Source organism: Mycobacterium sp., assembly GCF_036273375.1.
In the GTDB taxonomy this organism is placed as follows: domain Bacteria; phylum Actinomycetota; class Actinomycetes; order Mycobacteriales; family Mycobacteriaceae; genus Mycobacterium.
The window spans coordinates 1-21483 of record NZ_DASUHS010000110.1; the positions used below are offsets into that span (position 1 = coordinate 1).

25 protein-coding genes are annotated in these 21483 nt (G+C 66.5%); 11 read left to right on the forward strand and 14 right to left on the reverse strand.

The window, feature by feature from the left end; all coding sequences use genetic code 11:
• Window positions 1-1119, forward strand: a 1119-nt coding sequence (locus tag VFW69_RS10830) for an FGGY family carbohydrate kinase (protein WP_526501011.1), incomplete at its 5' end; no start/stop codon positions are given.
• Window positions 1120-1162: 43 nt separating this feature from the next.
• On the opposite strand, the gene VFW69_RS10835 is transcribed toward VFW69_RS10830, so the two are convergent.
• Window positions 1163-1861, reverse strand: coding sequence for a PadR family transcriptional regulator (locus VFW69_RS10835; protein WP_526501013.1), 699 nt, complete (start codon window positions 1859-1861; stop codon window positions 1163-1165).
• Between the two features lie 202 nt (window positions 1862-2063).
• On the opposite strand from VFW69_RS10835, the gene VFW69_RS10840 reads away from it, so the two are divergent.
• Window positions 2064-2453, forward strand: coding sequence for a hypothetical protein (locus VFW69_RS10840; protein ID WP_526501015.1), 390 nt, complete (start codon window positions 2064-2066; stop codon window positions 2451-2453).
• Here VFW69_RS10840 and VFW69_RS10845 read toward each other — a convergent pair.
• The gene (locus VFW69_RS10845) at window positions 2450-3397 is read right to left on the reverse strand and encodes an RDD family protein (protein WP_526501017.1); all 948 of its coding nucleotides are present in this window, start codon (window positions 3395-3397) and stop codon (window positions 2450-2452) included. The genes VFW69_RS10840 and VFW69_RS10845 overlap by 4 nt on opposite strands.
• A 78-nt stretch (window positions 3398-3475) precedes the next feature.
• On the opposite strand from VFW69_RS10845, the gene VFW69_RS10850 reads away from it, so the two are divergent.
• The gene (locus tag VFW69_RS10850; protein WP_526501019.1) at window positions 3476-4468 is read left to right on the forward strand and encodes a stage II sporulation protein M; all 993 of its coding nucleotides are present in this window, start codon (window positions 3476-3478) and stop codon (window positions 4466-4468) included.
• Window positions 4469-4596: 128 nt separating this feature from the next.
• Here the strand turns inward: VFW69_RS10850 and VFW69_RS10855 are convergent, their stop codons facing one another.
• Genes VFW69_RS10855 through VFW69_RS10875 form a run of 5 tightly spaced genes read right to left on the reverse strand, consistent with a single transcriptional unit; the run spans window position 4597 to window position 10050 of the window.
• Entirely contained in the window at window positions 4597-5919 is a 1323-nt protein-coding gene (locus VFW69_RS10855; protein ID WP_526501021.1) for a DUF58 domain-containing protein, read from the reverse strand.
• A complete protein-coding gene (locus tag VFW69_RS10860) occupies window positions 5919-6896 on the reverse strand; it encodes an AAA family ATPase (protein ID WP_526501023.1) in 978 nt (325 codons plus the stop codon). Before VFW69_RS10860 ends, VFW69_RS10855 begins: the two co-directional genes overlap by 1 nt.
• Entirely contained in the window at window positions 6893-8032 is a 1140-nt protein-coding gene (locus VFW69_RS10865) for a DUF4350 domain-containing protein (RefSeq protein ID WP_526501025.1), read from the reverse strand. Before VFW69_RS10865 ends, VFW69_RS10860 begins: the two co-directional genes overlap by 4 nt.
• Window positions 8032-8685: a DUF4129 domain-containing protein gene (locus tag VFW69_RS10870; RefSeq protein WP_526501027.1), complete on the reverse strand. Its 654-nt coding sequence runs from the start codon at window positions 8683-8685 to the stop codon at window positions 8032-8034. The genes VFW69_RS10865 and VFW69_RS10870 overlap by 1 nt, the downstream gene beginning before the upstream one ends.
• Window positions 8686-8709: 24 nt before the next feature.
• The gene (locus VFW69_RS10875) at window positions 8710-10050 is read right to left on the reverse strand and encodes a DUF7847 domain-containing protein (protein WP_526501029.1); all 1341 of its coding nucleotides are present in this window, start codon (window positions 10048-10050) and stop codon (window positions 8710-8712) included.
• Between VFW69_RS10875 and VFW69_RS10880 the strand changes: the two genes are divergently transcribed.
• From VFW69_RS10880 to VFW69_RS10905, 6 genes are all read left to right on the forward strand, one after another.
• Entirely contained in the window at window positions 10049-10513 is a 465-nt protein-coding gene (locus tag VFW69_RS10880) for a GatB/YqeY domain-containing protein (RefSeq protein ID WP_526501031.1), read from the forward strand. The two genes, VFW69_RS10875 and VFW69_RS10880, sit on opposite strands and share 2 nt — an antisense overlap.
• Window positions 10514-10670: 157 nt before the next feature.
• On the forward strand, window positions 10671-11657 hold the full coding sequence (locus VFW69_RS10885) for an LLM class F420-dependent oxidoreductase (RefSeq protein WP_526501033.1): 987 nt from the start codon (window positions 10671-10673) through the stop codon (window positions 11655-11657).
• Between the two features lie 185 nt (window positions 11658-11842).
• On the forward strand, window positions 11843-12250 hold the full coding sequence (locus VFW69_RS10890) for a malate dehydrogenase (RefSeq protein ID WP_526501035.1): 408 nt from the start codon (window positions 11843-11845) through the stop codon (window positions 12248-12250).
• A gap of 39 nt (window positions 12251-12289) precedes the next feature.
• Window positions 12290-12844, forward strand: coding sequence for a type 1 glutamine amidotransferase domain-containing protein (locus tag VFW69_RS10895; RefSeq protein ID WP_526501037.1), 555 nt, complete (start codon window positions 12290-12292; stop codon window positions 12842-12844).
• 106 nt (window positions 12845-12950) lie between these two features.
• Window positions 12951-13640, forward strand: coding sequence for a HemK2/MTQ2 family protein methyltransferase (locus VFW69_RS10900; protein WP_526501039.1), 690 nt, complete (start codon window positions 12951-12953; stop codon window positions 13638-13640).
• The gene (locus VFW69_RS10905; RefSeq protein ID WP_526501041.1) at window positions 13637-13891 is read left to right on the forward strand and encodes a CDGSH iron-sulfur domain-containing protein; all 255 of its coding nucleotides are present in this window, start codon (window positions 13637-13639) and stop codon (window positions 13889-13891) included. Before VFW69_RS10900 ends, VFW69_RS10905 begins: the two co-directional genes overlap by 4 nt.
• On the opposite strand, the gene VFW69_RS10910 is transcribed toward VFW69_RS10905, so the two are convergent.
• The 6 genes from VFW69_RS10910 to VFW69_RS10935 form a co-directional block, all read right to left on the reverse strand.
• The gene (locus VFW69_RS10910; RefSeq protein WP_526501043.1) at window positions 13818-14858 is read right to left on the reverse strand and encodes an iron-containing redox enzyme family protein; all 1041 of its coding nucleotides are present in this window, start codon (window positions 14856-14858) and stop codon (window positions 13818-13820) included. The genes VFW69_RS10905 and VFW69_RS10910 overlap by 74 nt on opposite strands.
• 69 nt (window positions 14859-14927) lie before the next feature.
• Window positions 14928-17144, reverse strand: a complete 2217-nt coding sequence (locus VFW69_RS10915; protein ID WP_526501045.1) for a SpoIIE family protein phosphatase — start codon at window positions 17142-17144, stop codon at window positions 14928-14930.
• Window positions 17141-17767, reverse strand: coding sequence for a SpoIIE family protein phosphatase (locus VFW69_RS10920; protein WP_526501047.1), 627 nt, complete (start codon window positions 17765-17767; stop codon window positions 17141-17143). The genes VFW69_RS10915 and VFW69_RS10920 overlap by 4 nt, the downstream gene beginning before the upstream one ends.
• On the reverse strand, window positions 17760-18170 hold the full coding sequence (locus VFW69_RS10925; RefSeq protein ID WP_526501049.1) for an ATP-binding protein: 411 nt from the start codon (window positions 18168-18170) through the stop codon (window positions 17760-17762). The genes VFW69_RS10920 and VFW69_RS10925 overlap by 8 nt, the downstream gene beginning before the upstream one ends.
• Complete coding sequence (locus VFW69_RS10930) at window positions 18160-18549, reverse strand: STAS domain-containing protein (protein ID WP_112634042.1); 390 nt, start codon at window positions 18547-18549, stop codon at window positions 18160-18162. Before VFW69_RS10930 ends, VFW69_RS10925 begins: the two co-directional genes overlap by 11 nt.
• A 22-nt stretch (window positions 18550-18571) precedes the next feature.
• Window positions 18572-19474 carry an STAS domain-containing protein gene (locus tag VFW69_RS10935; protein ID WP_065054536.1) on the reverse strand — a complete coding sequence of 301 codons (903 nt, stop codon included), beginning with the start codon at window positions 19472-19474 and terminating at the stop codon, window positions 18572-18574.
• Between the two features lie 161 nt (window positions 19475-19635).
• Here VFW69_RS10935 and VFW69_RS10940 point away from each other — a divergent pair, with 161 nt between their 5' ends.
• Both VFW69_RS10940 and VFW69_RS10945 read left to right on the forward strand, forming a co-directional pair.
• A complete protein-coding gene (locus VFW69_RS10940) occupies window positions 19636-20004 on the forward strand; it encodes an STAS domain-containing protein (RefSeq protein ID WP_526501053.1) in 369 nt (122 codons plus the stop codon).
• A 254-nt stretch (window positions 20005-20258) separates the two neighbouring features.
• Complete coding sequence (locus VFW69_RS10945; RefSeq protein WP_526501055.1) at window positions 20259-20759, forward strand: DUF6328 family protein; 501 nt, start codon at window positions 20259-20261, stop codon at window positions 20757-20759.
• A 13-nt stretch (window positions 20760-20772) separates the two neighbouring features.
• Here the strand turns inward: VFW69_RS10945 and VFW69_RS10950 are convergent, their stop codons facing one another.
• Window positions 20773-21456, reverse strand: coding sequence for an HAD family hydrolase (locus tag VFW69_RS10950; RefSeq protein ID WP_526501057.1), 684 nt, complete (start codon window positions 21454-21456; stop codon window positions 20773-20775).
• Between the last annotated feature and the right edge of the window lie 27 nt (window positions 21457-21483).

The window sequence follows — 21483 nt, forward strand, 5'->3', positions numbered from 1 at the left end:
TACTTCTCCGGCGCCAAGCTGCAATGGATTCTGGAGAACGTCGACGGTGTGCGTCAGGCCGCCGAAAGCGGCGACGCGTTGTTCGGCACCCCCGACACCTGGGTGTTGTGGAACCTGACCGGCGGGCCTCGGGGCGGCGTACACGCCACCGATGTGACCAACGCGAGCCGGACCATGCTGATGAACCTGGAGACCCTGGACTGGGACGACGAGCTGCTGAGGCTCTTCTCCATTCCTCGTGCGATGCTGCCGACGATCGGTCCGTCATCGTCGCCGCAGCCCTACGGCGTGACCTCGGAGGCGGGACCGGCCGGTGGCGAGGTATCGATCACCGGGATGCTTGGTGATCAGCACGCGGCGATGGTGGGCCAGGTGTGTCTGTCCGAGGGGCAAGCCAAAAACACCTACGGCACCGGGAATTTCCTGCTGCTCAACACCGGTGAGGCGATCGTGCGGTCCGACAACGGGTTGTTGACCACCGTCTGCTATCAGTTCGGTGATGCCAAACCTGTGTACGCGCTCGAGGGTTCGATCGCGGTGACCGGTGCGGCCGTGCAGTGGCTGCGCGATCAGCTGGGCATCATCAGCGGTGCCGCGCAAAGCGAATCGCTGGCACGCCAGGTCGACGACAACGGTGGAGTCTATTTCGTCCCCGCGTTTTCCGGATTGTTTGCGCCCTACTGGCGATCCGATGCGCGCGGCGCGATCGTCGGGCTGTCGCGGTTCAACACGAACGCACATCTGGCGCGCGCAACGCTGGAGGCGATCTGCTACCAGAGTCGCGACGTGGTGGATGCCATGGCGGCGGATTCCGGTGTGCGCCTTGAGGTCTTGAAGGTCGACGGCGGCATCACCGGCAACGATCTGTGCATGCAGATTCAGGCTGACGTACTGGGGGTGGACGTGATCCGGCCGGTGGTCGCGGAGACGACCGCGCTCGGCGCCGCCTACGCCGCCGGTCTGGCGGTGGGGTTCTGGGCCGATCCGGCGGACCTGCGTGCCAACTGGCAAGAGGGTAAGCGGTGGGCGCCGGCCTGGAACGACGAGCAGCGCGCCGCGGGATACGCGGGCTGGCGAAAAGCCGTGCAGCGGACCCTGGATTGGGTCTCCGTAACCTAGTGGGTCACGTGACGTCACCTCATCCAGGGCCCGCCGAAGGCACTCAGTCTTCGCCGAGAATGCCGTAGATTTCCCGTCGCGCATTGTTGAGGATGTCGACGATGCGCTGCTGCTGTTCGGCGGAAGCGGTGTGGGCCGACTGCCCGACCGCGCCGAACAATTGACCAATGGCCGCCCGCAGATTCATGTGACCGGGGTCGGCGCCTTCGGTGATCTCGTCCCACGGCGCGGTCTCGATCTTTTCGGCCGCGGCGCGGCCCTGTTCGGTCAGCTCGAAAAGCTTCTTGCTGCCTTCGGTTTCGCTCGCGGTGATCAGGCCTTCGTCGTCGAGCAGCTGCAGCGTCGGGTACACCGAACCGGGGCTCGGCTTCCAGAGTCCGTTGCTGCGTTCGGCGATCTGCTGGATCATCTCGTACCCGTGCATCGGCCGCTCAACAAGCAGCTTCAGGATGGCCGCTCGCACGTCGCCGCGCTTGCCGCGACCCGGGCCGCCGCGGCGCCATCCGCCGCGCCGGCCACCGGGGCCGAAGCCGAAGCCGGGACCGAACCCCGGCCCGAACCCGGGTCCGAAGCCGAGCGGGCCGTCGTGGCCGCCGGCATGATCGCGCAGATGCTCGCGGAAGTCCCGTCGGGCCTGGCGCCGTGCCTCGTGCAGGGCGCGCCGGTCAACCGGGCCGGGGCCGAAGCCGAAACCAGGCCGGCCGGCGAAAGGTCCGTCGGGGGGAGTGAATGGGTTGCTCATTTTCTGTCCTTACGTTTGTGGGTAGCGCACCGGTCGTGCGCTACGAAACATCACGATATATCGGAATCGAACGCGATGCAACGGAAAATGTCGGTAAAATTCTGTCGACGGCGCCTGACCTGGGAAATCTGAGCCGTATCGGCCGGCGATCCGTCCGGCGGCGCGGTTTGCATGGGACAGGCGACGGGTAGGAACTACCGAGATGGATGCTGACAACAACCTGACGGTCGATAGCGGTAGCGGCGGCGCGACCGCAGTCGGGCGACCCGATGGTGTTCGGCGCCGCAACACCCGGCCGTGGATCAACTGGGGACTGGCGCTGGCGACGGTGCCCGCCGCCGCAATCGTGATGCTCTTTGCGCTCGGCGCCATAATGAGCACCGACGGCTGCAGCGATCGCAGCTGTCCCAACCTGGGCCACGGCGGGATAAACTTCGGCGTCGCGTTCTACGGCGCGCCCGCGGTCGCCGTCGTGGTCATCATCATCTCGTTTTTCACCGCCAAACGCCGCGGCGGTATCGCGGTTCCGCTGTGCGGATGGGCGCTGTTGGTTGCCGACGTCGCACTCATGGCGGCGAGTGTGGCCGGCTAATGCGGCAGTGAGAAACCGTCCGGCGTATCGCTGTCTCCCGGGCCGGATCGACCGGGTTGCGGTCCCGGCCATCCCATGGCTTGTGGTGGCGGTTGCGGTACCGCACCTGGCGGCGGGCTGGGCCAGGCCCGGGTGCCCTGGTATGCAGCGCGGGGCGGTGGCCACGGCGCCGGCCCCATCGGCGGCTGCCCCGGCGCGGGCATGACCGGCCGCAGCCGGGCGAGTTCGCGGCGGTGCCGCTCGGCGAGGACCGCGGCGAGTACCAGTTCAGGCGGAGCGCCGGGCGGCGGCGGTGGTGCGATGCGGGCCACCACGTCGCCGGCGATCCGGTAGGCCATCTGCAGGCGCAGCTGACGGTCGAGCTGTGTTGCCCTGGCAAGAAATTGACGCGCAACCTCGACCTGACCGCCGGACAGCCCCGAGAGCTGCAGCGACGATGCCCACCACGCCAGTGAGGGCGGCATCATCGGCGGGGGCCCGAGTCGAGGTCCGCGTTCGTTGACCACCACCGTGCCGGCGAAGATATCGCCGATCCGTTTGGCCTTGGGGGACAGGATGCTGCAGATGACGGCGGGGCTCCCGAACAGCATCCAGATCTCCACCAACGCCGCCAGGGCGCGAAACAACGCCTGACGGAAGCGTTCTGGGCCGCCGTCGTCGGACACGACACGCAGGCCCATCGCGATCTTGCCCACCGAGCGTCCCCGCGTTGCTGTTTCGAGAATCAAGGGATAGCCCACAATCACCAGCACCGTAAAGATCAGCAGGATCGCTTGAGACAGTGCGGTATCGAATTGAGTCAGGGTGGCAGCCCATAACATCAGGCCGAGCAGATAACAGACGACCATGACCGCGATATCGATCAGCGCGCTCAACGTCCGCACCGGCAGCTGGGCGATCTGCACATCGAGCACCACAGCGTCCCCGGTCACCACCTCCGACATAACTTCGAACGGTACAGGTTGGGTGCGTGTGGCCTGGCCGCGCTTTGCTACGCCGGCGGTGCGATTAGGCTGCCGAGGGTGGATGTCGATGCATTCGTGCTGGCCCATCGCCCTACCTGGGACCGCCTCGACAATTTGATAGGGCGGCGCCGGTCACTGTCGGGTGCGGAGATCGACGAACTCGTCGATCTCTACCAGCGGGTCTCCACCCACCTGTCGATGCTGCGCTCGACTTCGTCGGATTCCGTGTTGATCGGTCGGCTCTCGAGCCTGGTCGCGCGGGCCCGTTCCGCGGTGACCGGTGCCCATGCGCCACTGAGCAGTGCGGTCATTAGGTTCTGGACGGTGTCTTTCCCGGTCGTTGCTTACCGCACCTGGCGGTGGTGGCTGGGCACGGCGGCGGCGTTCTTTGCCGTGGTCGTGATCGTCGCGCTGTGGGTCGCCGGCAGCCCGGACGTGCAGTCCTTGATCGGAACACCCACTGACATCCAGCAATTGATCAACCACGACGTCGAGTCGTACTACAGCGAACATCCCGCCGCGGCGTTCGCGCTGAAGATCTGGGTGAACAACTCGTGGGTGTCCGCTCAATGCATCGCAATGTCGGTGGTGCTGGGGTTGCCGATCCCCCTGGTGCTGTTGGAGAATGCCGCCAACCTGGGCATCACTGCCGGCCTGATGTTTCCGGCCGGGAAGGGCGGCCTGCTGCTGGGTCTGCTTGCCCCGCACGGGTTATTGGAACTCACGGCGGTATTCCTCTCGGGCGCAACGGGAATGCGGCTGGGATGGTCGGTGATCTCGCCTGGGGACCGGCCCCGCGCCCAGGTGCTCGCCGAACAGGGCCGTGCCGTCGTCTCGGTCGCCGTGGGTCTGGTTGCGGTGCTCTTGGCCTCGGGGTTGATCGAAGCGCTGGTGACGCCGTCCCCGCTGCCGACCTTCGTGCGGGTAGGCATCGGCGTCATCGCCGAGGTGGGTTTCTTGTCCTACATCGTCTACTTCGGCCGCCGCGGTGTGAAGGCCGGCGAAAGCGGTGATATGGAAGAGTCGCCGGACTTCGTTCCGACTCTCTGAGCGGCCGTCGTTGACGGGCAGCCCCCCGGTGGCCGGCATCGCGTTGTAAAGCGTGATAGCGCCGACGCTAAAAGCTTGCCGATCGAATCTGGTTTCCTGCTCCGGTATCGGCGCGCGTGATCGACCTTCTACAGACGCCCGGTCGCCTTCATCGCCAGATAGTGATCGGCAAGGGCGGGTGCCAGTTCGGCGGGCGGGGCGGCGACGACTTCCACCCCGCTGCGACGCAGCCGCGTGGCGATCGCGCCGCGGTCATTGCGGGAGCGTTCGGCGGCCGCCGCGTCGTACACCGCCGCGGCATCCGAACGCCCCGCGGCCATCTGGTCGACGCGCGGGTCGGAGACCGCGGCCAGCAGCAGGTGATGTTTGGCCGACAGCTGCGGCAACACGGGCAACAGCCCCTCTTCGAGTGCGGCCGCATTGAGGTCGGTCAACAGCACCACCAGGGACCGCCTTCGGGCGCGCAATGCGATTGCGGAAACCATTGCCCGCCAGTCGGATTCGACCAAAGCCGGTTGCAGGGGCGCCATCGCGTCAACCAGCTGGGCCAGCAGTTCGGTGCGCGAGGCGCCGAACACGCCGGCCCGGCTCACCCGGTCGTGGGCGAGGAAGTCGACATGGTCCCCGGCCCGCGACGCCAGCGCCGCCAACAGCAGTGCCGCGTCCATCGACCAATCCAGCCGCGGCCAGCCCGCGGGATCGGACGCGGTCGGATCGACGCCGACCCGCCCCGCAGCCGTGCGGCCCGTGTCGAGCACGATCACCACCCGCCGGTCGCGTTCGGGCCGCCAGGTGCGCACCACCACATCGGCGCGACGCGCGGTGGCGCGCCAGTCGATCGAGCGCACGTCGTCGCCGACGACATACTCTCGCAGCGAGTCGAATTCGGTTCCCTGACCGCGTACCAGCGTGGGCAGCAGGCCGTCGATCTCCCGTAGCCTGGCGAGCCGCGACGGCAGGTGCTTGCGGGCCAGGAACGGGGGCAGCACCCGCAGCTGCCCCGGCACCGGTCGCGAACCCTGCCGTCCCGCCAGCCCCAGCGGGCCGATCGATCGGGCGGTCACCACCATCGCTCGCTGGTCGCCGCGGCGAACCGGGTGTAGGTGGGTCTGGACGTGCTGGTCTTGCCCGGCGGGGATGTCGATGGGATGAATGCGCGGCTGCGCCTGGGCGCTGGGCGGCCAGGCGTCGCGGATCTGGCCGCGGAATCGGCGCGGGCCGTCGTTGTGGATCGACAGCCCGCACTCCACCTGCTGCCCGAGCCGGGCCGAGCGATCCGGGGACCGCGCGTAGCGCAATTTGGCGGTGCTGGCCGCCAGTACGATGTCGAGGACCACCACGATTGCCAGCGCTATCAGCAGGACCACGAAAGTCGTTGCCGGCCAATGAGACAGCGCGATAGGCAGGACGCAGATCAGTGCGACCAGCCCGGCGCGTCCGGTCAGGATCACTAGCGGGGCACCGGAACCGACGCCAGAATCCCGTCGAGCACGCCGTCGGGTGTGGCCCCCTCGAGTTCGGCCTCGGGCCGCAACATCACCCGGTGCCGCAGTGTGGGGCGGGCCATGGCCTTCACGTCGTCGGGAGTGACGTAGTTGCGCCCGGACAGCCAGGACCAGGAGCGCGCCGTGGCCAGCAGGGCGGTCGCGCCGCGGGGGGACACACCGAGTTGCAGCGCGGGTGAGGAGCGGGTGGCCCCGACGATGTCGACGATGTAGCCCAGCACCTCGTCGGCAACCAGCACGTTTCGCACGGCGTCGCGACCGGCCGCCAGGTCGGCGGGCCCGGCCACCGGCTTGATCGCCGACAGATCGCGCGGGTCGAAGCCGTGTGCATGCCGGTGCAGGATGGCGATCTCGGCGTCCCGGGGCGGGAGCGTCACATTCAGTTTGAGCAAAAAGCGGTCCAGCTGGGCTTCGGGCAACTGGTAGGTGCCCTCGTATTCGACCGGGTTCTGGGTCGCGGCCACGATGAAGGGGTCGGGCAGCGGCTGCGGTTCGCCGTCGACGCTGACCTGACGCTCTTCCATCGCCTCGAGCAGCGCGGCCTGGGTCTTGGGCGGGGTCCGGTTGATCTCGTCGGCCAGCAGCAGGTTGGTGAACACCGGACCGGGCCGGAATACGAAGGCGGCGGTGCGCGCGTCGTACACCAGCGAGCCCGTCACGTCGCCAGGCATCAGATCGGGGGTGAACTGCACCCGCTTGAACTCCAACCGCAGCGCCGCGGACAGCGCCCGGACCAGTAGCGTCTTCGCCACTCCCGGAACGCCTTCCAACAGCACGTGGCCGCGGCATAGCAGCGCGATCACCAGGCCGCTGACCACGCCCTCCTGTCCGACGACAGCCTTGGCCAGCTCGCCGCGCAACGCCAGCAGCGCCTCGCGCGCCGATTCAGCGGTGGGGGATTGGGCGGTAGTGGGTTGTGTCACGGGTGTGCGACCTGCCTTTCGATTTCGTCGAGCGCACGGGCAAGTTGTAACAGGTCGTTGTCGGTCGTCGGGGGTGGACCGAACAGATGGTAGGAGACGAAGGCCGGATCGAATCCGATGCGCCCGGCCGCGGTGGTCACGACCGCCGTCGGCGAAGCGCCCGCACCCAGGCCGAGCCGCGGCAGCAGCCGTGCCAGGGTGGCGGCGCGCAATGCGGCGGCCGCGCGATCGCGTGCCCGTCGGGACCGGTACAGCCGGCCGCGGCCCTCGACGGTCTCCGACGCGCGCACTACCACCGGTAACTCCTCGGCCACCAGCGGTCCGGGCCGGCGGCCCTTCCACACGGCGACCAGCAGCACCACCAAGGCCAGTTGCCCGACGAGCCAGAGCACTTTGGGCGGAACCAGCTGTAAAAGCGTTGTCTTGGGCGAGGATTCACCCTCGACGTGGTGGGGTGCATACCAGATGAGCCGGGGCCGGTCGCCCGCGAGGTTCATCGCCAGCGCGGCGTTACCCGCTTGCAGCAGGCCGCCGTTGGTCATGAAGTCGGTGCTGCCGACGGCTGTGATGGTGCGTCCGTCGTCGCGGAAGCGGATCAACGCGCCGTCATAGCACTGGGTCATCGCGCGGCCGTCTTCGGACTCGTAGGTGTTGCTCGCCCCGAGCCGGACCGGACCGGAGCGAACAGCCTCGCGCAGTGTGCAATTCGGGTCGAGGTCAAAACCGTTGACGTGCGCGACACGCACGCCGGGCAGCAGCGCCTCGCGGGTCCGTGCCGTCGGTTCCACCAGCAGCAGGTCCGAATGGACGTTGTCCAGCCGGTCTAGGAGCGTGTCGGTGAGGTATTGGCTCTCGGCCACCAGGATCAGCGCGTCCGGGCGTGCCGCATGTTCGACGTCGGCGATGTTGTTGGCCACGACGACGTCGACTCCGGCGCGGCGCAGCAACTCCACCAGCGCGTGCGCACCGTCGGAGCTGGTAGACGCCGCGTCCATGCGGGCGCCGGGGCGCGGCGAGTTCAGATACGCGTCGACGCCCGCGATGACGGCGAGCACCAGCAGCGTGACGAGCACCCAACGCCAGGAGCGCCAGCGCCGCGGCGTGGCTTCGGGACCGGCGCCGGTGATCGTCGCCATCACCGCACCTGCGCCCATGACTCGGTTGCGGCGAGTTGGCCGGGCTGTAGCGGACCGCCCTGCCAGCGGGACCGCAAATGGTCGTCCAGGTCGGCGATCATCTGGTAGGCGGCCTGGGTTCCGGGTTGTTCGCCGTAGGTGACATCGTTGAAACCCATTGCCGCTTGCCTTAATTCGCCGCCCAGGTGCGGCAACGCGGCGCCGGCATCGCGGGCCAGCTCGTTGGCCGTCCGGCCGGGGGCCGGTGTCAGCACACCGGTTTCTTCGAGCTGGCGGGCGACGGCGCGCAGCCGGTGACGAATCGCCGCAGCCCAATCGCCCTCGGCCGCGAAGTTTTCGGCGGTCGCGCGATGCTGGGCGGCGGTCAGTTGGGCGGCTTCGAACAGTAAGTGGTCACCGCCGCGGCGGGTACGCATGGTGCGCCGCAGAATGTGTATGCCAACGATCACTGCGACGGCGAGCAGGATGAAAAGCACTGTCGCGGTGAGCCATCCACCCGGAACCGAGGAGATCTTCTGCAACAGGCGGTAAATCACATTGTAAATCCAGTTGATAAAGTGTTCCCCGGGGGAACCCTTCGAATAGATCGGTTTGTTGAGCTCGTCCTGCGCGGCGCGATGTGCGGCATCGCGGTCGATGTCGATGGAAGGCATCCTCAACTAGTCCTCGCTCGGCCCTTACAGGGGCCGTGTCAGCCAGAGGTTGTCGGTGGACGCGGCCGGGTAGGGCCCCTGGGCGGCTCCGCTTTGCAGCACCAGGTCGAATGCCTCGGCGCGCATCCGGCGGTCGGTGTACAGCAGGACGATGACGCCCGCGTTGAACGGCGCCGTGATGATCTCGCCAATCGCCGCCCCCACCGAGAGAACCGCCGTGCTGACCACGAACGCCGTGGCGGACGAGTTGATTTGGACAAACTGGCCGATGATGCTGAACGGCACCGCGACGGCGTTGGCCACGACGGACGTCACCAGCAACGCGAGCACCCGGATTCCCAGCACCCGCCAGAAGCCGTTGCGAACCAGCTTGAACGATCGGGTGATCGCGTCCATGACCGGCAGCCGCTCCAGCACGATCAGCACCGGGGCAAACAGCACAACCGTGTACAGGTAGACCAGCAACGCGAGGACGACCAGCACCAGCGGGATGCCCAACACCACGGCCGCCGCGGCGCTACCGATCGCCGCCAACACTCCGATGATCACGGCTACCAACCCGGCAAGGGCCGCCACCACGACGGCTTCCAGCAGGGCCAGGCCGAGCAGGGCAAGCAGTCGCCCACGGATCTTGATCCAGGTCTCGCCGATGGTGATGGGTGACCCGAACACCGCCCGCCCGACGATGACGGTGAGCATCCCGGACAAGAGCATGCCGCCCAGCCAGCTGACCAGGATGCCACCCACCAGCGATGCGGACCAGGCACCCAGGACCGTCGAGCTCAGTTCGCCGGGTCGATCGCTGGGGAACCTGTCGGCCGCGGCCAGGGGTCCGAAGAACGCGACCTTGGTGACGATCTGCATGATCACCACGACGATGGCGGTCAGGCCGAGCGTCGCTTTCGGGTTCGCCCGGACGTAGCCGACCGCGCCATTGAAGATGTCGCCCAGCGTCAGCGGCCGCAGCGGGATGATCCCTGGTTTGACGGCTCCGTAGCGCGGCGTGCCGAAGGACGGCGATCCGTAGCCCAACGCAGGCCCATATCCGGGCGGCGGCCCGTAGCCCGGCGGTGGTCCGTAGCCGGGCGGGGGCTGGTAGCCAGGCGGCGGGCCATACGCCGGCGGCGGACCATATGCCGGTGTTTGACCGTAAGCCGGGGGCGGGCCATACGCTGCGGGTGGGCCGTATTCAGGTTGTGGGCCGTATGCCGGTGGCGGACCAGCCGGATAACCAGGCGGCGGCGCGCTCACCGAACCCCGCGGCCTTCGCAGCCGGGCGCGTCGTTCGTCATGGGCTCCATCCTGTCGGCGGCCGGGGCATTTCACAATGTTGACCGCCCACCCGGCGCGTAGCGTCTCACACATGGCGGAACTCAAATCCCGGATCCGGACCGACCTGACCGCGGCGATGAAGGCCCAGGACAAGTTGCGAACGGCCACCCTGCGCATGGTGTTGGCTGCGATCCAAACCGAGGAAGTTTCCGGTAAGGAGGCCAAAGACCTCACTGACGAGGATGTCATCAAGGTGCTGGCCAGGGAATCCCGCAAGCGGAGCGAAGCCGCGGAGATCTACACCCAGAACGGGCGCGGGGAGCTCGCCGCCAACGAGCACGCCGAGGGGCGGATCATCGACGAGTACCTGCCCACCCCGCTCACCGAGGCCGAGGTGGCCGACGTTGCCGACACCGCGATCGCGCAGGTCGCCGAGGAAATCGGTCAGCGGCCGGGGATGAAACAGATGGGCATGGTGATGAAGGCCGCCACCGCGATCGCCGCCGGCAAGGCCGACGGCGCCCGCCTCTCTGCCGCCGTCAAAGAGCGGTTGTAGCCACGCGGGTCAGACGATCCGGCCGCAACGGCGCGGCGGCCAGCGCATCGGGCGAAACACGTTGCGCCGCAACAACCGGCAACAACGGGGACTCCATTACCAGCTGAAAGCACCGGCGCGCCGTTTGCGCTCGGAGCAGTCGGGTATTCCGTCATGCATGACGAATTTTGGCTACACTTTGATGACCGAGCAGAGTGGACCCAAAGACCTTGTCCGGTATGCGGTTTCGGCCGAAGAGCGGGGCTTCGACTTTCACGTGTGCAGCGACCACTTCTCGCCGTGGCTGACCTCGCAAGGACATGCTCCTAACGCCTGGGCGGTGCTGGGCGCGGTGGCGCAGGCCACCGAGCGGGTCGACCTCTACACCTATGTGACATGTCCGACGATGCGATATCACCCCGCGATCGTCGCCCAGCAGGCGGCCACCGTGCAGATCCTGTCCGACGGCCGGTTCACCCTGGGCCTGGGCAGCGGTGAGAACCTGAACGAACACGTCGTCGGCAGAGGCTGGCCGGCCGCCACACGCCGGCAAGACATGCTGCGCGAGGCCATCAAAATTATCCGGGAGCTGTTCGGCGGGCAATTGGTCAACTTCACCGGCGACTATTTCCAGGTCGATTCGGCGCGCTTGTGGGACGTGCCCGACGTTCCGGTGGGCATCGGGGTGGCGGTTGGGGGCACAAAGGCGGTCGACAAATTCGCCAAGCTGGCCGACCACCTGATCGCAGTGGAACCCAAGAAGGATCTGGTCGATGCCTGGCACGGCGCACGCCAAGCGGCCAATCTCGCCGGCGGCGGTCGGGTGGTCGGCCAGATACCTGTGTCCTGGGACCCAGACCGTGACACCGCCGTCAAACGCGCGCACGACCAGTTCCGCTGGTTTGCCGGCGGCTGGAAGGTCAACGCCGACCTACCGACGCCGGCCGGTTTCGCCGGGGCGACCCAGTACGTGCGACCCGAAGACGTCGCCGAGACGATCCCGTGCGGTCCTGACCTCGATGCCATCGTTGAGGGCGTCCGGCCCTACTGGGAAGCCGGGTTCACCGACATCGCGCTCGTGCAGATCGGCGGAGACACCCAGGAAAGGTTCCTCTCCGAAGCGGCTGAGCCGTTGCTTGCGGCCCTGCGCGACGCAGCAAACTAATCGCAGGTTTGACCGCCTTTCGCCCGGGTATCCGGGTCGCAGTCGTGCGCAGCCAACCAACGCGCGTCTGGACGTCGTGGAGCTGGGACGTGAACGGCGTTCCGGCGTGCGTTGGTCTCTCAAACTGCTGACGCACAGCTGGCCCGCAGGTGATGCGCATTCCGGCTAAGCAGGGGGAGTAAACCATGAGCGATGGCAACGGTGACACCACAACCACACTGGTAAGGGCGCTCAGCGGAGCCAGTTTCGGCCTTGGCGTGAGCGAACTGGTTGCGCCGGGGAAGGTCGCCGCTATTGCGGGCGTGGACGATACCCGACGGTCGCGGCGGGTCATCCGCGCACTCGGGGTGCGCGAATGCGGCCATGGCGCGGCGCTGCTGGGCGGTCCCCCCAAGCTGGTGTGGACCCGGGTGGCCGGCGACGTCCTGGACATGACGCTGCTGATCGCGGGCGTCGTTGCCCGCGGGCCCGGGCGACGGCGCCAGGGCACCATCTCGGCCGCACTACTTTCCGGAATCGCCGGACTCGACGTTTACACAGCGTTGCGAACCACCGGCAACGGGGCGCGACCTTCGCAGTTACGAGCTCTTTGATCCGACGGAAATCGGTGATCGCAGCAAAGGAAAGCGACGATGTCAAATAAATTGCAGGGCAAGAAAATAGCGATCCTCGCGGCCGACGGCGTGGAGAAGGTGGAGCTCGAACAGCCACGTGCGGCACTGCAGGAAGCCGGTGCACAAGTCCAGCTGCTGTCGCTGAAGGACGGCGAAATACAGGCGCGTAACCACGATCTCGAACCAGCCGGAACCTTTGCTGTGGACCGAAAGGTATCCGAGGCCTCGGTGGACGATTTCGACGGTCTGGTGCTGCCGGGCGGTACCGTAAATCCGGACAAACTGCGCATGGACAGCTCCGCCGTATCCTTCGTCCGTGATTTCGTCGCGTCGGGGAAGTCGGTGGCGGCTATCTGTCATGGTCCCTGGACGCTGGTGGAAGCCGGTGTGGCAGTGGGCCGGACGCTGACCTCGTATCCCAGCATCCGCACCGACCTGCGCAACGCGGGCGCCCACGTCGTGGACGAGGAGGTCGTCGTCGACGGCAATCTGATTACCAGCCGCTCGCCATCGGACCTTTCGGCGTTCTGCGCGACCATCCTCAAGCAATTCGCCCAGGCGACGACCGGATAACCGCGAAGACTTTTCGCCTGGTCCGTTTGAATTTGCCTGTTTGCGGGCATTATCCCGCCAAGCCGTGATCAGCGGCAGTCCTTGTCCGGTTCTCGAAAGGCCAACAGTGACAACCACGTATCCCGAGCCCGCTGTTACAACGGTCCCAAACGTGTATCAGCCGCAGGAGGACTCCCGTTTGCTGGTGGATGTGATGCATGACACCGGACTGATCCCGGGGCGACGGGTCCTGGATCTCTGCACAGGCAGCGGTTTCATCGCGATCGCGGCTGCCGCTATGGGCTGCGCCGGTGCGACCGCCTTCGACATCTGCCCGCAGGCGGTGCGTTGTGCTCGGGAAAACGCGGCGGTTGCCGGTGTGGAGGTCGACGTCCGCGAAGGATCCTGGATCGCCGCGGTGGATTACGCGCCGTTCGATGTCGTTGTGTCGAACCCGCCCTATGTACCAACCCCGCCCGGTGCCGAAACGGAAGAGATCTGCCCGGTGGCCGGACCTTCATGGGCGTGGAACGCCGGGGTGGACGGCCGGATGATCCTCGACCCGCTCTGCGAGTCGGCGCCAAAGCTCTTGCGCGACGGTGGATCCCTGCTGCTGGTGCATTCGGCGCTCGCCGGTGTCCAGCAGTCGCTGGATTCGCTCAAGTGGGCCGGCATGGACGCGAATGTGGTTGCCTCCAAATGGATACCGTTCGGGCCGGTGATGTCGTCTCGGGCGGCGTGGCTGGAGGAGGTCGGCCTGATACCGCGCGGACGCCGGGAAGAGGAGCTGATCGTGATTCGCGCGGAAAAGCGATGACCGCAACCCGGGTGCAGGTGGTGCCCAACGGGCCCGTGCTGGTATCGGGCCCGGTGCGGATCGAGATGCCCAATGGCGAGGTCGTCGAGTCCGACCGGTTCATGGTGGCGATCTGTACCTGCCGCCGTAGCGACCGCTACCCGCTCTGCGACACCAGTCACCGCCGGTGCCGGCGCCTCAAGACGCCGGCACGATCGACTGCTCCAGCGGCCTCCGCAACGACGTCTGATTCCGCCCCCACGACGTCGTAATCCGTTCCGCCAAGCGGTCTTCGACCGCAGCGTGGGCACGGATGCCGAAGATGACATCGTGTTCGAGTCGCGGGTCCTGGGCGACTAGATCGCCCACCACATCGTTGCGCACGACGTGTTCGTGCACCGCATCAGCCTCCACATGCTCGCTGTAGAACTCGATGCACGCCGCCGGTGCCTGCAGACGCCGTAAGGCCTTCACCATGCGCTGCGATCCCGGCGGTGAGGTGATCTCCGTCGCGGCGAAGTGCCCGATCGCGGCGCCGCGCAACGAGCGGTGCAGCCCGAACAGCGACATGAGGTTGACCACCGCCAAGGCTTCGGCCGGCACGGCGTCGACGTAACCCCAATATGTCGCATCCAGACCGGCCGCCGCGAGCAGATCGGCGAACAGCTGCTGATGCAGCCGCGAGCCCTGTCCGGCGCCGTACTCATCGAATTCGACTGCCACAAACGCCGCTTTGGCCACACCTGTCAGGCGCGGAATAGCAAAGGCGTGGGGATCGCCCTCTTTGAGGTGGTACAGGGAGCGGTGCACGAAGTATTCGCACATCTGCTGCCACGTCCCGGTGTCACGGAGGTAGTACGACGGGCCGGTGCCATCGACTGGTTCGACCGTGAGCGTTTCCATCTCGGCCGCCGCCGTCTGATCTGGATCGATGTGTCCGACGTCGCTGCGCACGCCGGCCAGAAACACCCGTTCCAGTTCGGCGCGCAGTCCCAGCAGCGTGGGATTCCACTCCCATGCGGGGTCGACGCCGGCAAGCCCGCGGTAGTGCAGCTCGTAGCACATGGACAGCGCCAGTTGCAGATCCAGACCGCAAGGATCGGAATCGCGCACAGAGGCGCCGATACGCGCCAGGCGGTCGACCGATGGTGGACCCGCCAGCGCGCAACGTAGGGCTGTGGACAGCGGCCCGTGCGCCGCAGGCAGGACCGGTTCGGTCAGGGTCGATGCGTGAGTCACGCCGATGTCTACCCGCTGTACAGGGCGGGCAAACGGCCCGGCCGCAGCTAGCAGGGTCTTCAATCCGCCTCAGACGGCCTCTGCCGGCAGGCGGAACGTGATGTCGGCGGTGGTGCCGGTGGCGGTGGTGTCGAGCTCCATCGAGTCGCTGAGCATCTGCATCAGCGGTAAGCCGCGTCCGCCGTTGCCCGGCGTGCTGGATGGCGTCTTCCACGATCCGTAATCGGTGATCCGGGTGCGCACTTCGCCGTCGGCAAGACTGACGTCGAGCAACATGGTCCCGGCGGCGAATCCACGGTAAGCGTGTTCGACACAGTTGGTGCACGCCTCGTTGACGACAAGCACGATGTCGGCGGTCTGGTCTTCCGTTACGCCACCGGCGTGCAGCCAGTCCGCCAGCCGATGCCGGATGAGGACCAATTGATCTGCGGTGGCTCCACTTTCGATGCGCAGCGGTGTCTGCTGGTGCCGGTAGATCACCATCGCGACGTCGTCGTCATACCCCGCAGCCGGCGCCAGTTCGCGAAGCACCACATCGGCGACCGCGTCCAGCGGCGCTGTCATGGTCTGCGCTACAACGCTTGCTGCACGGGCGATTCCGTCGTCGATCGACTCGTGCTTGCGTTCGACGAGCCCGTCGGTGAACAGCATCAGTGTCGAGCCGGGCGGCAGCACCTGGGTGGCTTGCGGGCGCGGTTGATTTCTCCGGACCGCGAGCGGCACCGATGCGGCGTCGGTCAACAACGTCGTCGTGCCGCCGCCCGGGCCGGCCAGCACGGCCGGCATGTGGCCGGCGTTGCTGTACTGCAGCACCCCGGTTTCGGTGTCCAGAATGGCCAGGAAGACCGTCGTGCAGTACGCGTTCGGGATGAGCGATGCCGCCGAGTCGAGCTGATCAAGCAACACCGCGGGCTCGGCGCCGTTGATCAGCAGCGCCCGCGCGGAGCTCCGTAGCTGCCCCATGATCGCGGCCGCCGGCAGGCCGCGACCCACGCAGTCTCCGACGACGATGCCGATCTGGTGCTCACCGATCGGTAGCACGTCATACCAGTCACCGCCAATCTCCAACGGCGGCACCGCGGGTTCGTACCGAACGGTGAACCCCGGGGGCGGCTGGACCGGCGGTAGCATGGCACGCTGCAACGTCAGGGACGTCTCACGCGCGCTCTCGAACTGACGCACGTGCTGCATGGCCAGACTCAGGTGCCCGATCAGCACGGTGACCAGCAGCCGATCCTCTCCAGTGACCCAGCGAGGCGTGCGCAGCTCCAGCCACAACGCCAGGTCGCCGGTACCGGAGAGCACCGCCACCAGTCCCTGGACCTTGCCGGGATTGCCCGGCGCCTCAATCGTTTTCGCTGTCAGCGGCAGTTGATGACGCGCATCTTGGAAGGTATGACGCAACCACGGATCCAGCTTGCGCCACGACGAGGCCGAGGGCTCGCCGGCCACCTGGACCGTCGGGTCGCCGTCGCCGTTGGGCCACGAGACCGCGATCACCCGTTGCACATCGATTGCCGCGCTGCATTCGTCGAGTGTGATCGACAGCAACTCGTCCACACTCTTGGCCACCGCCACGGCGGTGGCCAACCGCAGCACCGCAGTTTCCCGGGCCGCGAAGGCACGCTCGGCGGTGACGTCGCGGATCGTTCCGACATAGACGACTGGATCGCTGCCGGTTTCCTTGACCGCGTTGATGCTCACCTTGACCCACGCCAGGTGGCCGTCGGCATGGCGAATGGGTGTCTCGTAGTCGGCCCTACCGTGGGCCAACACCAGCGTTATCTGTTCGGCCGCCGTCGTGGTGTCGACCAGCCAGGGGTGGGGCCATCTATACGGCAAGCCCTCATTGGAGTATCCGAGGATCTCGATGAATGCACTGTTCATCTCGACCACGGAGCCCTCGTGATCGGCGACGAAGAAGCCTTCCTGCAGCGAATTGACCAGGGCGGTACGGAATTTGTCGCGGTCGGCCAGCCCCTCGGCGCGGGCCCGCTGTTCGGCGTAGCGTCTGTTGCCGTCGATGAAGCCGCGCGTTGCGACGTCCAGCGGAACCAGCAGCTGCAGGAGGAACTCCAGTGCGATCGGCGCATCGACGCGGACGTCTTGTGAAATCTCGAAGATCAGCCGGACGTGCTGCTCGACGATGTCGAGCAGGCTGATTTGTTCCTGCAGGGCCCTGCGCCCAAGCTCATTGCCGATCGCCAGGCTGGCCTCGTCGTGTGAGTTCAGATAGGTGCGTAACGCGGCCTCGTATTGATCGTAAAAGTCGTTTCCGGCGCTCAAATCGCTACTCCCCTGTGACGTGCCGCCAGCATCATCGCATCGTCGGTTTCCTTTGCGTCCTTGCCGAGGAGCCCTTCCGCGATGGCGACAGCTGTGGCCGAGAAGTCGATGTGGTCCAGGTAATCTTCGGCAATGCCGTCGGTGCTCATCAGGAGAAGATCACCGGGGCGGATGGAAACCACTTGTGCCGGTGTGGTTTCCGGTATGCGGTAACCGACGATACCTCCGCTAAGCCGCGCACTGGACCGGACCTGGACACCGGTCGGTACCTTGGCCACCAGGTCGGCGGTGACATTACCGACGCCGGCCCAAGTCAAGGTGTTGTCGGCAAAGTCGATCCGCGCCAACGTCATTGCGACTCCTCGGGTGCCGACCAACACACGGTGGCAGAGCTGGATCAAGACCTCGACCCGCTCGGAACTGGCGCGCGTGACCACATCGACCGCGCGCAGCGCCGCTTCTGCGGCAGGAGGCCCGTGGCCGAGCCCGTCTATCACCCCGAACAGTGCCGCCTCACCGTTGATATCGACCGCGATACCCCGGTCGCCTGACGTGTACTCGCTGGGCAGAGGCCGCCCCGCCCTTGCCCACTCGATAGGTCCGAAGCGACCGTTTTTATGCACGAGGAGGGACCCATTTCCACATTTCGATGACGGTTCCCCGACCGAGGGTGGACTCGACCACCAACCGGTCCATCAGGCGGCGGGCGCCCGGCAGGCCCAACCCCAGCCCGCGCCCGGTCGTGTAACCGTCTTCCATCGCCCGTTCGATGTCGGCGATGCCGGGGCCCTGGTCCTCGGCGCGCACCACCAGTGCCTTGCGCCCTTCCCGGTCCTCGATTGCGACCCGGACGGCGCCACGGCCGGCGTAGCTGGTGATGTTCCGTGCGATCTCCGAGATCGCCGTGGCGATCATCGTGACATCGGTGAGGGAGAATCCCAGATCAAGAGCGAGTTCGTGGCCGGCTTTGCGGGCTTCGACGATGTCGTCGGGGTTGTCGATGGCGACGACGATATCAGCCGCCACCGTCGAGCCCGATCGTTGACTTCCCCACTCCGCCTTGGCGATTCAGCAATGCGAGGCCCTCTTCGAGATCCAGCGCGGTGTTCATGTCGTCGAACGCCAGGCCAAGCTGGACCATCGCGAAGGCCACCTCCGGCTGCAATCCGACGATCACCGTGTCCGCGCCGCGCAATCGGGTCATGTGCGCAATCGTCCGCAGCGACCGGGCGGCGAAGGAATCCATCACGTCGATGGCGGTGACGTCGACGATGATGCCCTGAGCGCGGAACTGGCTGACCCGTTCCATCAGGTCGTAGCGCAGGCGTTCGGCGTCGGAGTCGGTGAGGGCGGCCTGTACCGACGCGATGAGGATCGAGCCCTGTTTCAGGATCGGTACTGGCATGGGGTGCTCGTGTCGATTGTGGTTATCCGGTCTGCTCGCCCGTGCGGGTGACCTCGTAGCCCAGTAGGCGTTCGGCTTCCTCGATACCGCCCTGCAGGTCGCCGACGGCGTTCATCTTCGACAGGTCCAGCCCGATGGTCACCAGCGTCAGGGCGATCTCGGAGGACAGGCCGGTGATGATCACGCTGGCACCCATCAACCCCGAGGCGTCGACCGTTTGCACCAGGTGGTTGGCCACCGTTGAGTCGATGGTGGGAACACCGGTGATGTCGATGACCACCACCTTGGCGCGGTTCGCGCGGATTGCCCGCAGCAGCTGTTCGGTGACCTGGCGGGCGCGCTGACTGTCCAGCACGCCGATGATCGGCAGGATCAGCAGCTGCTCACGCACCTGCAGCACCGGCGTCGACAGTTCGCGGATGGCCTCCTGCTGCTGGCGGATGATGCGTTCGCGTTCCTGCACGAAAGACACGCCCACGGTGTTGGCGATGCGGTTGGCCGCCGGCTCGTAGGCGTCGAGGACGCGGTTGAGCATCTCGAACTCGGTCTGGTACTTCTCGAACAGCGAGCGGGCGAGCACGTCGCGCAGCAGCAAGACGATCCCCAGCACCTCGTCGGTCTCTACACCTCGCGGAATGATGCGTTCCGACAGGTCACGCGCGTAGGCCTGCAGCGCCTCCACGCTGCCGGTCTCGAGCACCTCGACGTAGTTGTCATAGACGGCCGTCGCCTCGGAAAAGAGCTCCTCCGGGGTCATCGCGGTGAGCAGCTCAGCCTCGGTGATACGGCGGGCCCACTCCTCGCGCAGAACGGTCCGATTCTGCCGCAGATGCTGAACTAGCTGTGGCAGCAGCCCCTCGCTGGAAATGCCGACGGTTTGTGCTGCGGTGCCGGTACTGTTGAAATCCGACGGCGAATCTGACATCTGGCCTCCCGAGTGCCACGTCGCGCCCTGCGGTCTGCAGTTTCCTTTTGCGAGACTAGCCTGGGTTGTCGCGGGGCACGTATAGAGGGCATATTCTTCTCGCAGTTCATAACGCAGGCTAGGGTTGAACCACGCCACGGCCCAGGACAAAAGGATTGCCAGTGTCAGCTCCTGATTCGATTACCACGCTGGTTGAGGACCACGACGGGGTGTCCGTGGTCAGTGTCAGCGGCGAAATCGATTTGGTCACGGCTCCCGCCCTGGAACAAGCCATCAGCGCGGTCGTCGCAGATACCCCGACAGCATTGGTCATCGATCTCTCCGCGGTGGAGTTTCTCGGTTCGGTCGGGCTGAAGATCCTGGCGGCGACCTACGAGAAGCTGGGCAGACAGACCGGGTTCGGCGTGGTCGCACGTGGCCCGGCTACCCGCAGGCCGATCCACCTGACGGGTCTGGACAAGACCTTCCTGCTGTACCAGACGCTCGACGACGCGTTGACCGGGGTGCGGGACGGCAAACTCAACGGCTAGCGATTCACCCCGCCGGCGCAGGCCGCTTCGAACGCTCGCTCCGTCGTACCTATCGCTTGCCTGACAACATGTTTGGCGCGCGTGCGTCGAGTCCGATTCCGCATTGCATCGATTTCAGGATTGAATCGCGTTCACCGCAAACGTAGCCGCCCGCCGCGATTCGCTCGCGTATATTCTTTGGCGAAAAACTATTATCGGAGGCGGACCGTCCGATGCGGTGTGTCCACATCCGGTCCAGGTGCGATGATCAGGGTATGGACGTCGACCACCCGCAATCCGACCAGCGGTGGGATCGCCGTGAGCGAGGCGAAACCGAAGTTCAACGGCTGGACCGCAATTGGAACAGCCTGCTGCAGGAGCTGCGGGTCGTCCAGACCGGGGTGCAGCTGCTGACCGGATTCCTGTTGACCCTGCCGTTCCAGCAACGCTTCGACGTGTTGGGGCCGCCGATGCGCATTGTGTATCTCGCGACCGTGGCCTGTGCGGTGTGTGCGACCGTCTTGCTGATCGCCCCGGTCGCCATGCACCGGATACTCTTTCGCCGTCACCGGCTTCAGGTCCTCGTGTCGGCCGCACACCGGTGTGCCTTCGCCGGGCTGGGCTTGCTCGGGCTGGCGGTGATCGGCCTGACCACGATCATTTTCGCCGCGGTGGCCGGGCGAAATGTGGGCCTCATAGCCGGAGCGTGTGCGCTGCCGCTGTTCACCTTCTTCTGGTGGGTGCTGCCGCTGGTGCTGCGCACACACGGCGAGTGAGCGAGCTCGTCGGTCAGCGGCCCGGCGCAAGCGCCGCGATCCGGGTTGATTCCAGGTGCTCGAGCAGGTCGCGGGGATCGGCGAAGACGGGTTCGGCGCCCGCCTCCTGCAGTTCCGCGCGGGCGATGCCGCCGCTCAGCAGCCCGATACACGGTAATCGCGCGCCGGCCGCGGCGTGTGCGTCCCACACGGCGTCCCCAACGAACACGGCATGCTCGGCATCGACGCCGGCGCGGTCCAGCGCCACCCGCACGATGCCGGGTTCGGGCTTGGCCGTTTCGACGTCGCGTGACGACGTCGTCTCGGAGATGACGTCGTCGCAATCGAGCACCTTGCGCAAAATCTCGAGTTCGTCTTCGGGCGCCGAGCTGGCCAGCACGACCTGCAAGCCCAGGTCGGCGACCCGGTGCAGCAGGTTGCGGGCACCGGGCAAAGGTTGCAGCAGCGGCGTGATCTCTCGGTAGTACTCGCTGTGCTTGTCACTGAGCCGCTCCTGCACGTCGGCCGGGGCGTCATCGGAGAGCGTCCGGACCAGCCGGGATCCGTCCATGCCGATGCGGCGATGAATTTGCCAGGACGCCACGTTCATGCCTTCGGCGTCAAACGCGCGCTGCCAGGCATGGACGTGCAAATAGTTGGAATCCACCAGGGTGCCGTCGACGTCGAACAGGACGGCGGGTGTCGCGCCACGCGCCATCAGTGCCGGCTCCCCAAGTCGGTGTCG

Coding starts and splice junctions, on each gene's coding strand:
- VFW69_RS10885 (WP_526501033.1), top strand. CDS start 10,671: ATGACGAATTTTGGCTACACTTTGATGACCGAGCAGAGTGGACCCAAA.
- VFW69_RS10895 (WP_526501037.1), top strand. CDS start 12,290: ATGTCAAATAAATTGCAGGGCAAGAAAATAGCGATCCTCGCGGCCGAC.
- VFW69_RS10905 (WP_526501041.1), top strand. CDS start 13,637: ATGACCGCAACCCGGGTGCAGGTGGTGCCCAACGGGCCCGTGCTGGTA.
- VFW69_RS10945 (WP_526501055.1), top strand. CDS start 20,259: ATGGACGTCGACCACCCGCAATCCGACCAGCGGTGGGATCGCCGTGAG.
- VFW69_RS10880 (WP_526501031.1), top strand. CDS start 10,049: ATGGCGGAACTCAAATCCCGGATCCGGACCGACCTGACCGCGGCGATG.
- VFW69_RS10875 (WP_526501029.1), bottom strand. CDS start 10,050: ATGTGTGAGACGCTACGCGCCGGGTGGGCGGTCAACATTGTGAAATGC.
- VFW69_RS10950 (WP_526501057.1), bottom strand. CDS start 21,456: ATGGCGCGTGGCGCGACACCCGCCGTCCTGTTCGACGTCGACGGCACC.
- VFW69_RS10840 (WP_526501015.1), top strand. CDS start 2,064: ATGGATGCTGACAACAACCTGACGGTCGATAGCGGTAGCGGCGGCGCG.
- VFW69_RS10930 (WP_112634042.1), bottom strand. CDS start 18,549: ATGCCAGTACCGATCCTGAAACAGGGCTCGATCCTCATCGCGTCGGTA.
- VFW69_RS10835 (WP_526501013.1), bottom strand. CDS start 1,861: ATGAGCAACCCATTCACTCCCCCCGACGGACCTTTCGCCGGCCGGCCT.
- VFW69_RS10890 (WP_526501035.1), top strand. CDS start 11,843: ATGAGCGATGGCAACGGTGACACCACAACCACACTGGTAAGGGCGCTC.
- VFW69_RS10865 (WP_526501025.1), bottom strand. CDS start 8,032: ATGGCGACGATCACCGGCGCCGGTCCCGAAGCCACGCCGCGGCGCTGG.
- VFW69_RS10870 (WP_526501027.1), bottom strand. CDS start 8,685: ATGCCTTCCATCGACATCGACCGCGATGCCGCACATCGCGCCGCGCAG.
- VFW69_RS10935 (WP_065054536.1), bottom strand. CDS start 19,474: ATGTCAGATTCGCCGTCGGATTTCAACAGTACCGGCACCGCAGCACAA.
- VFW69_RS10845 (WP_526501017.1), bottom strand. CDS start 3,397: ATGTCGGAGGTGGTGACCGGGGACGCTGTGGTGCTCGATGTGCAGATC.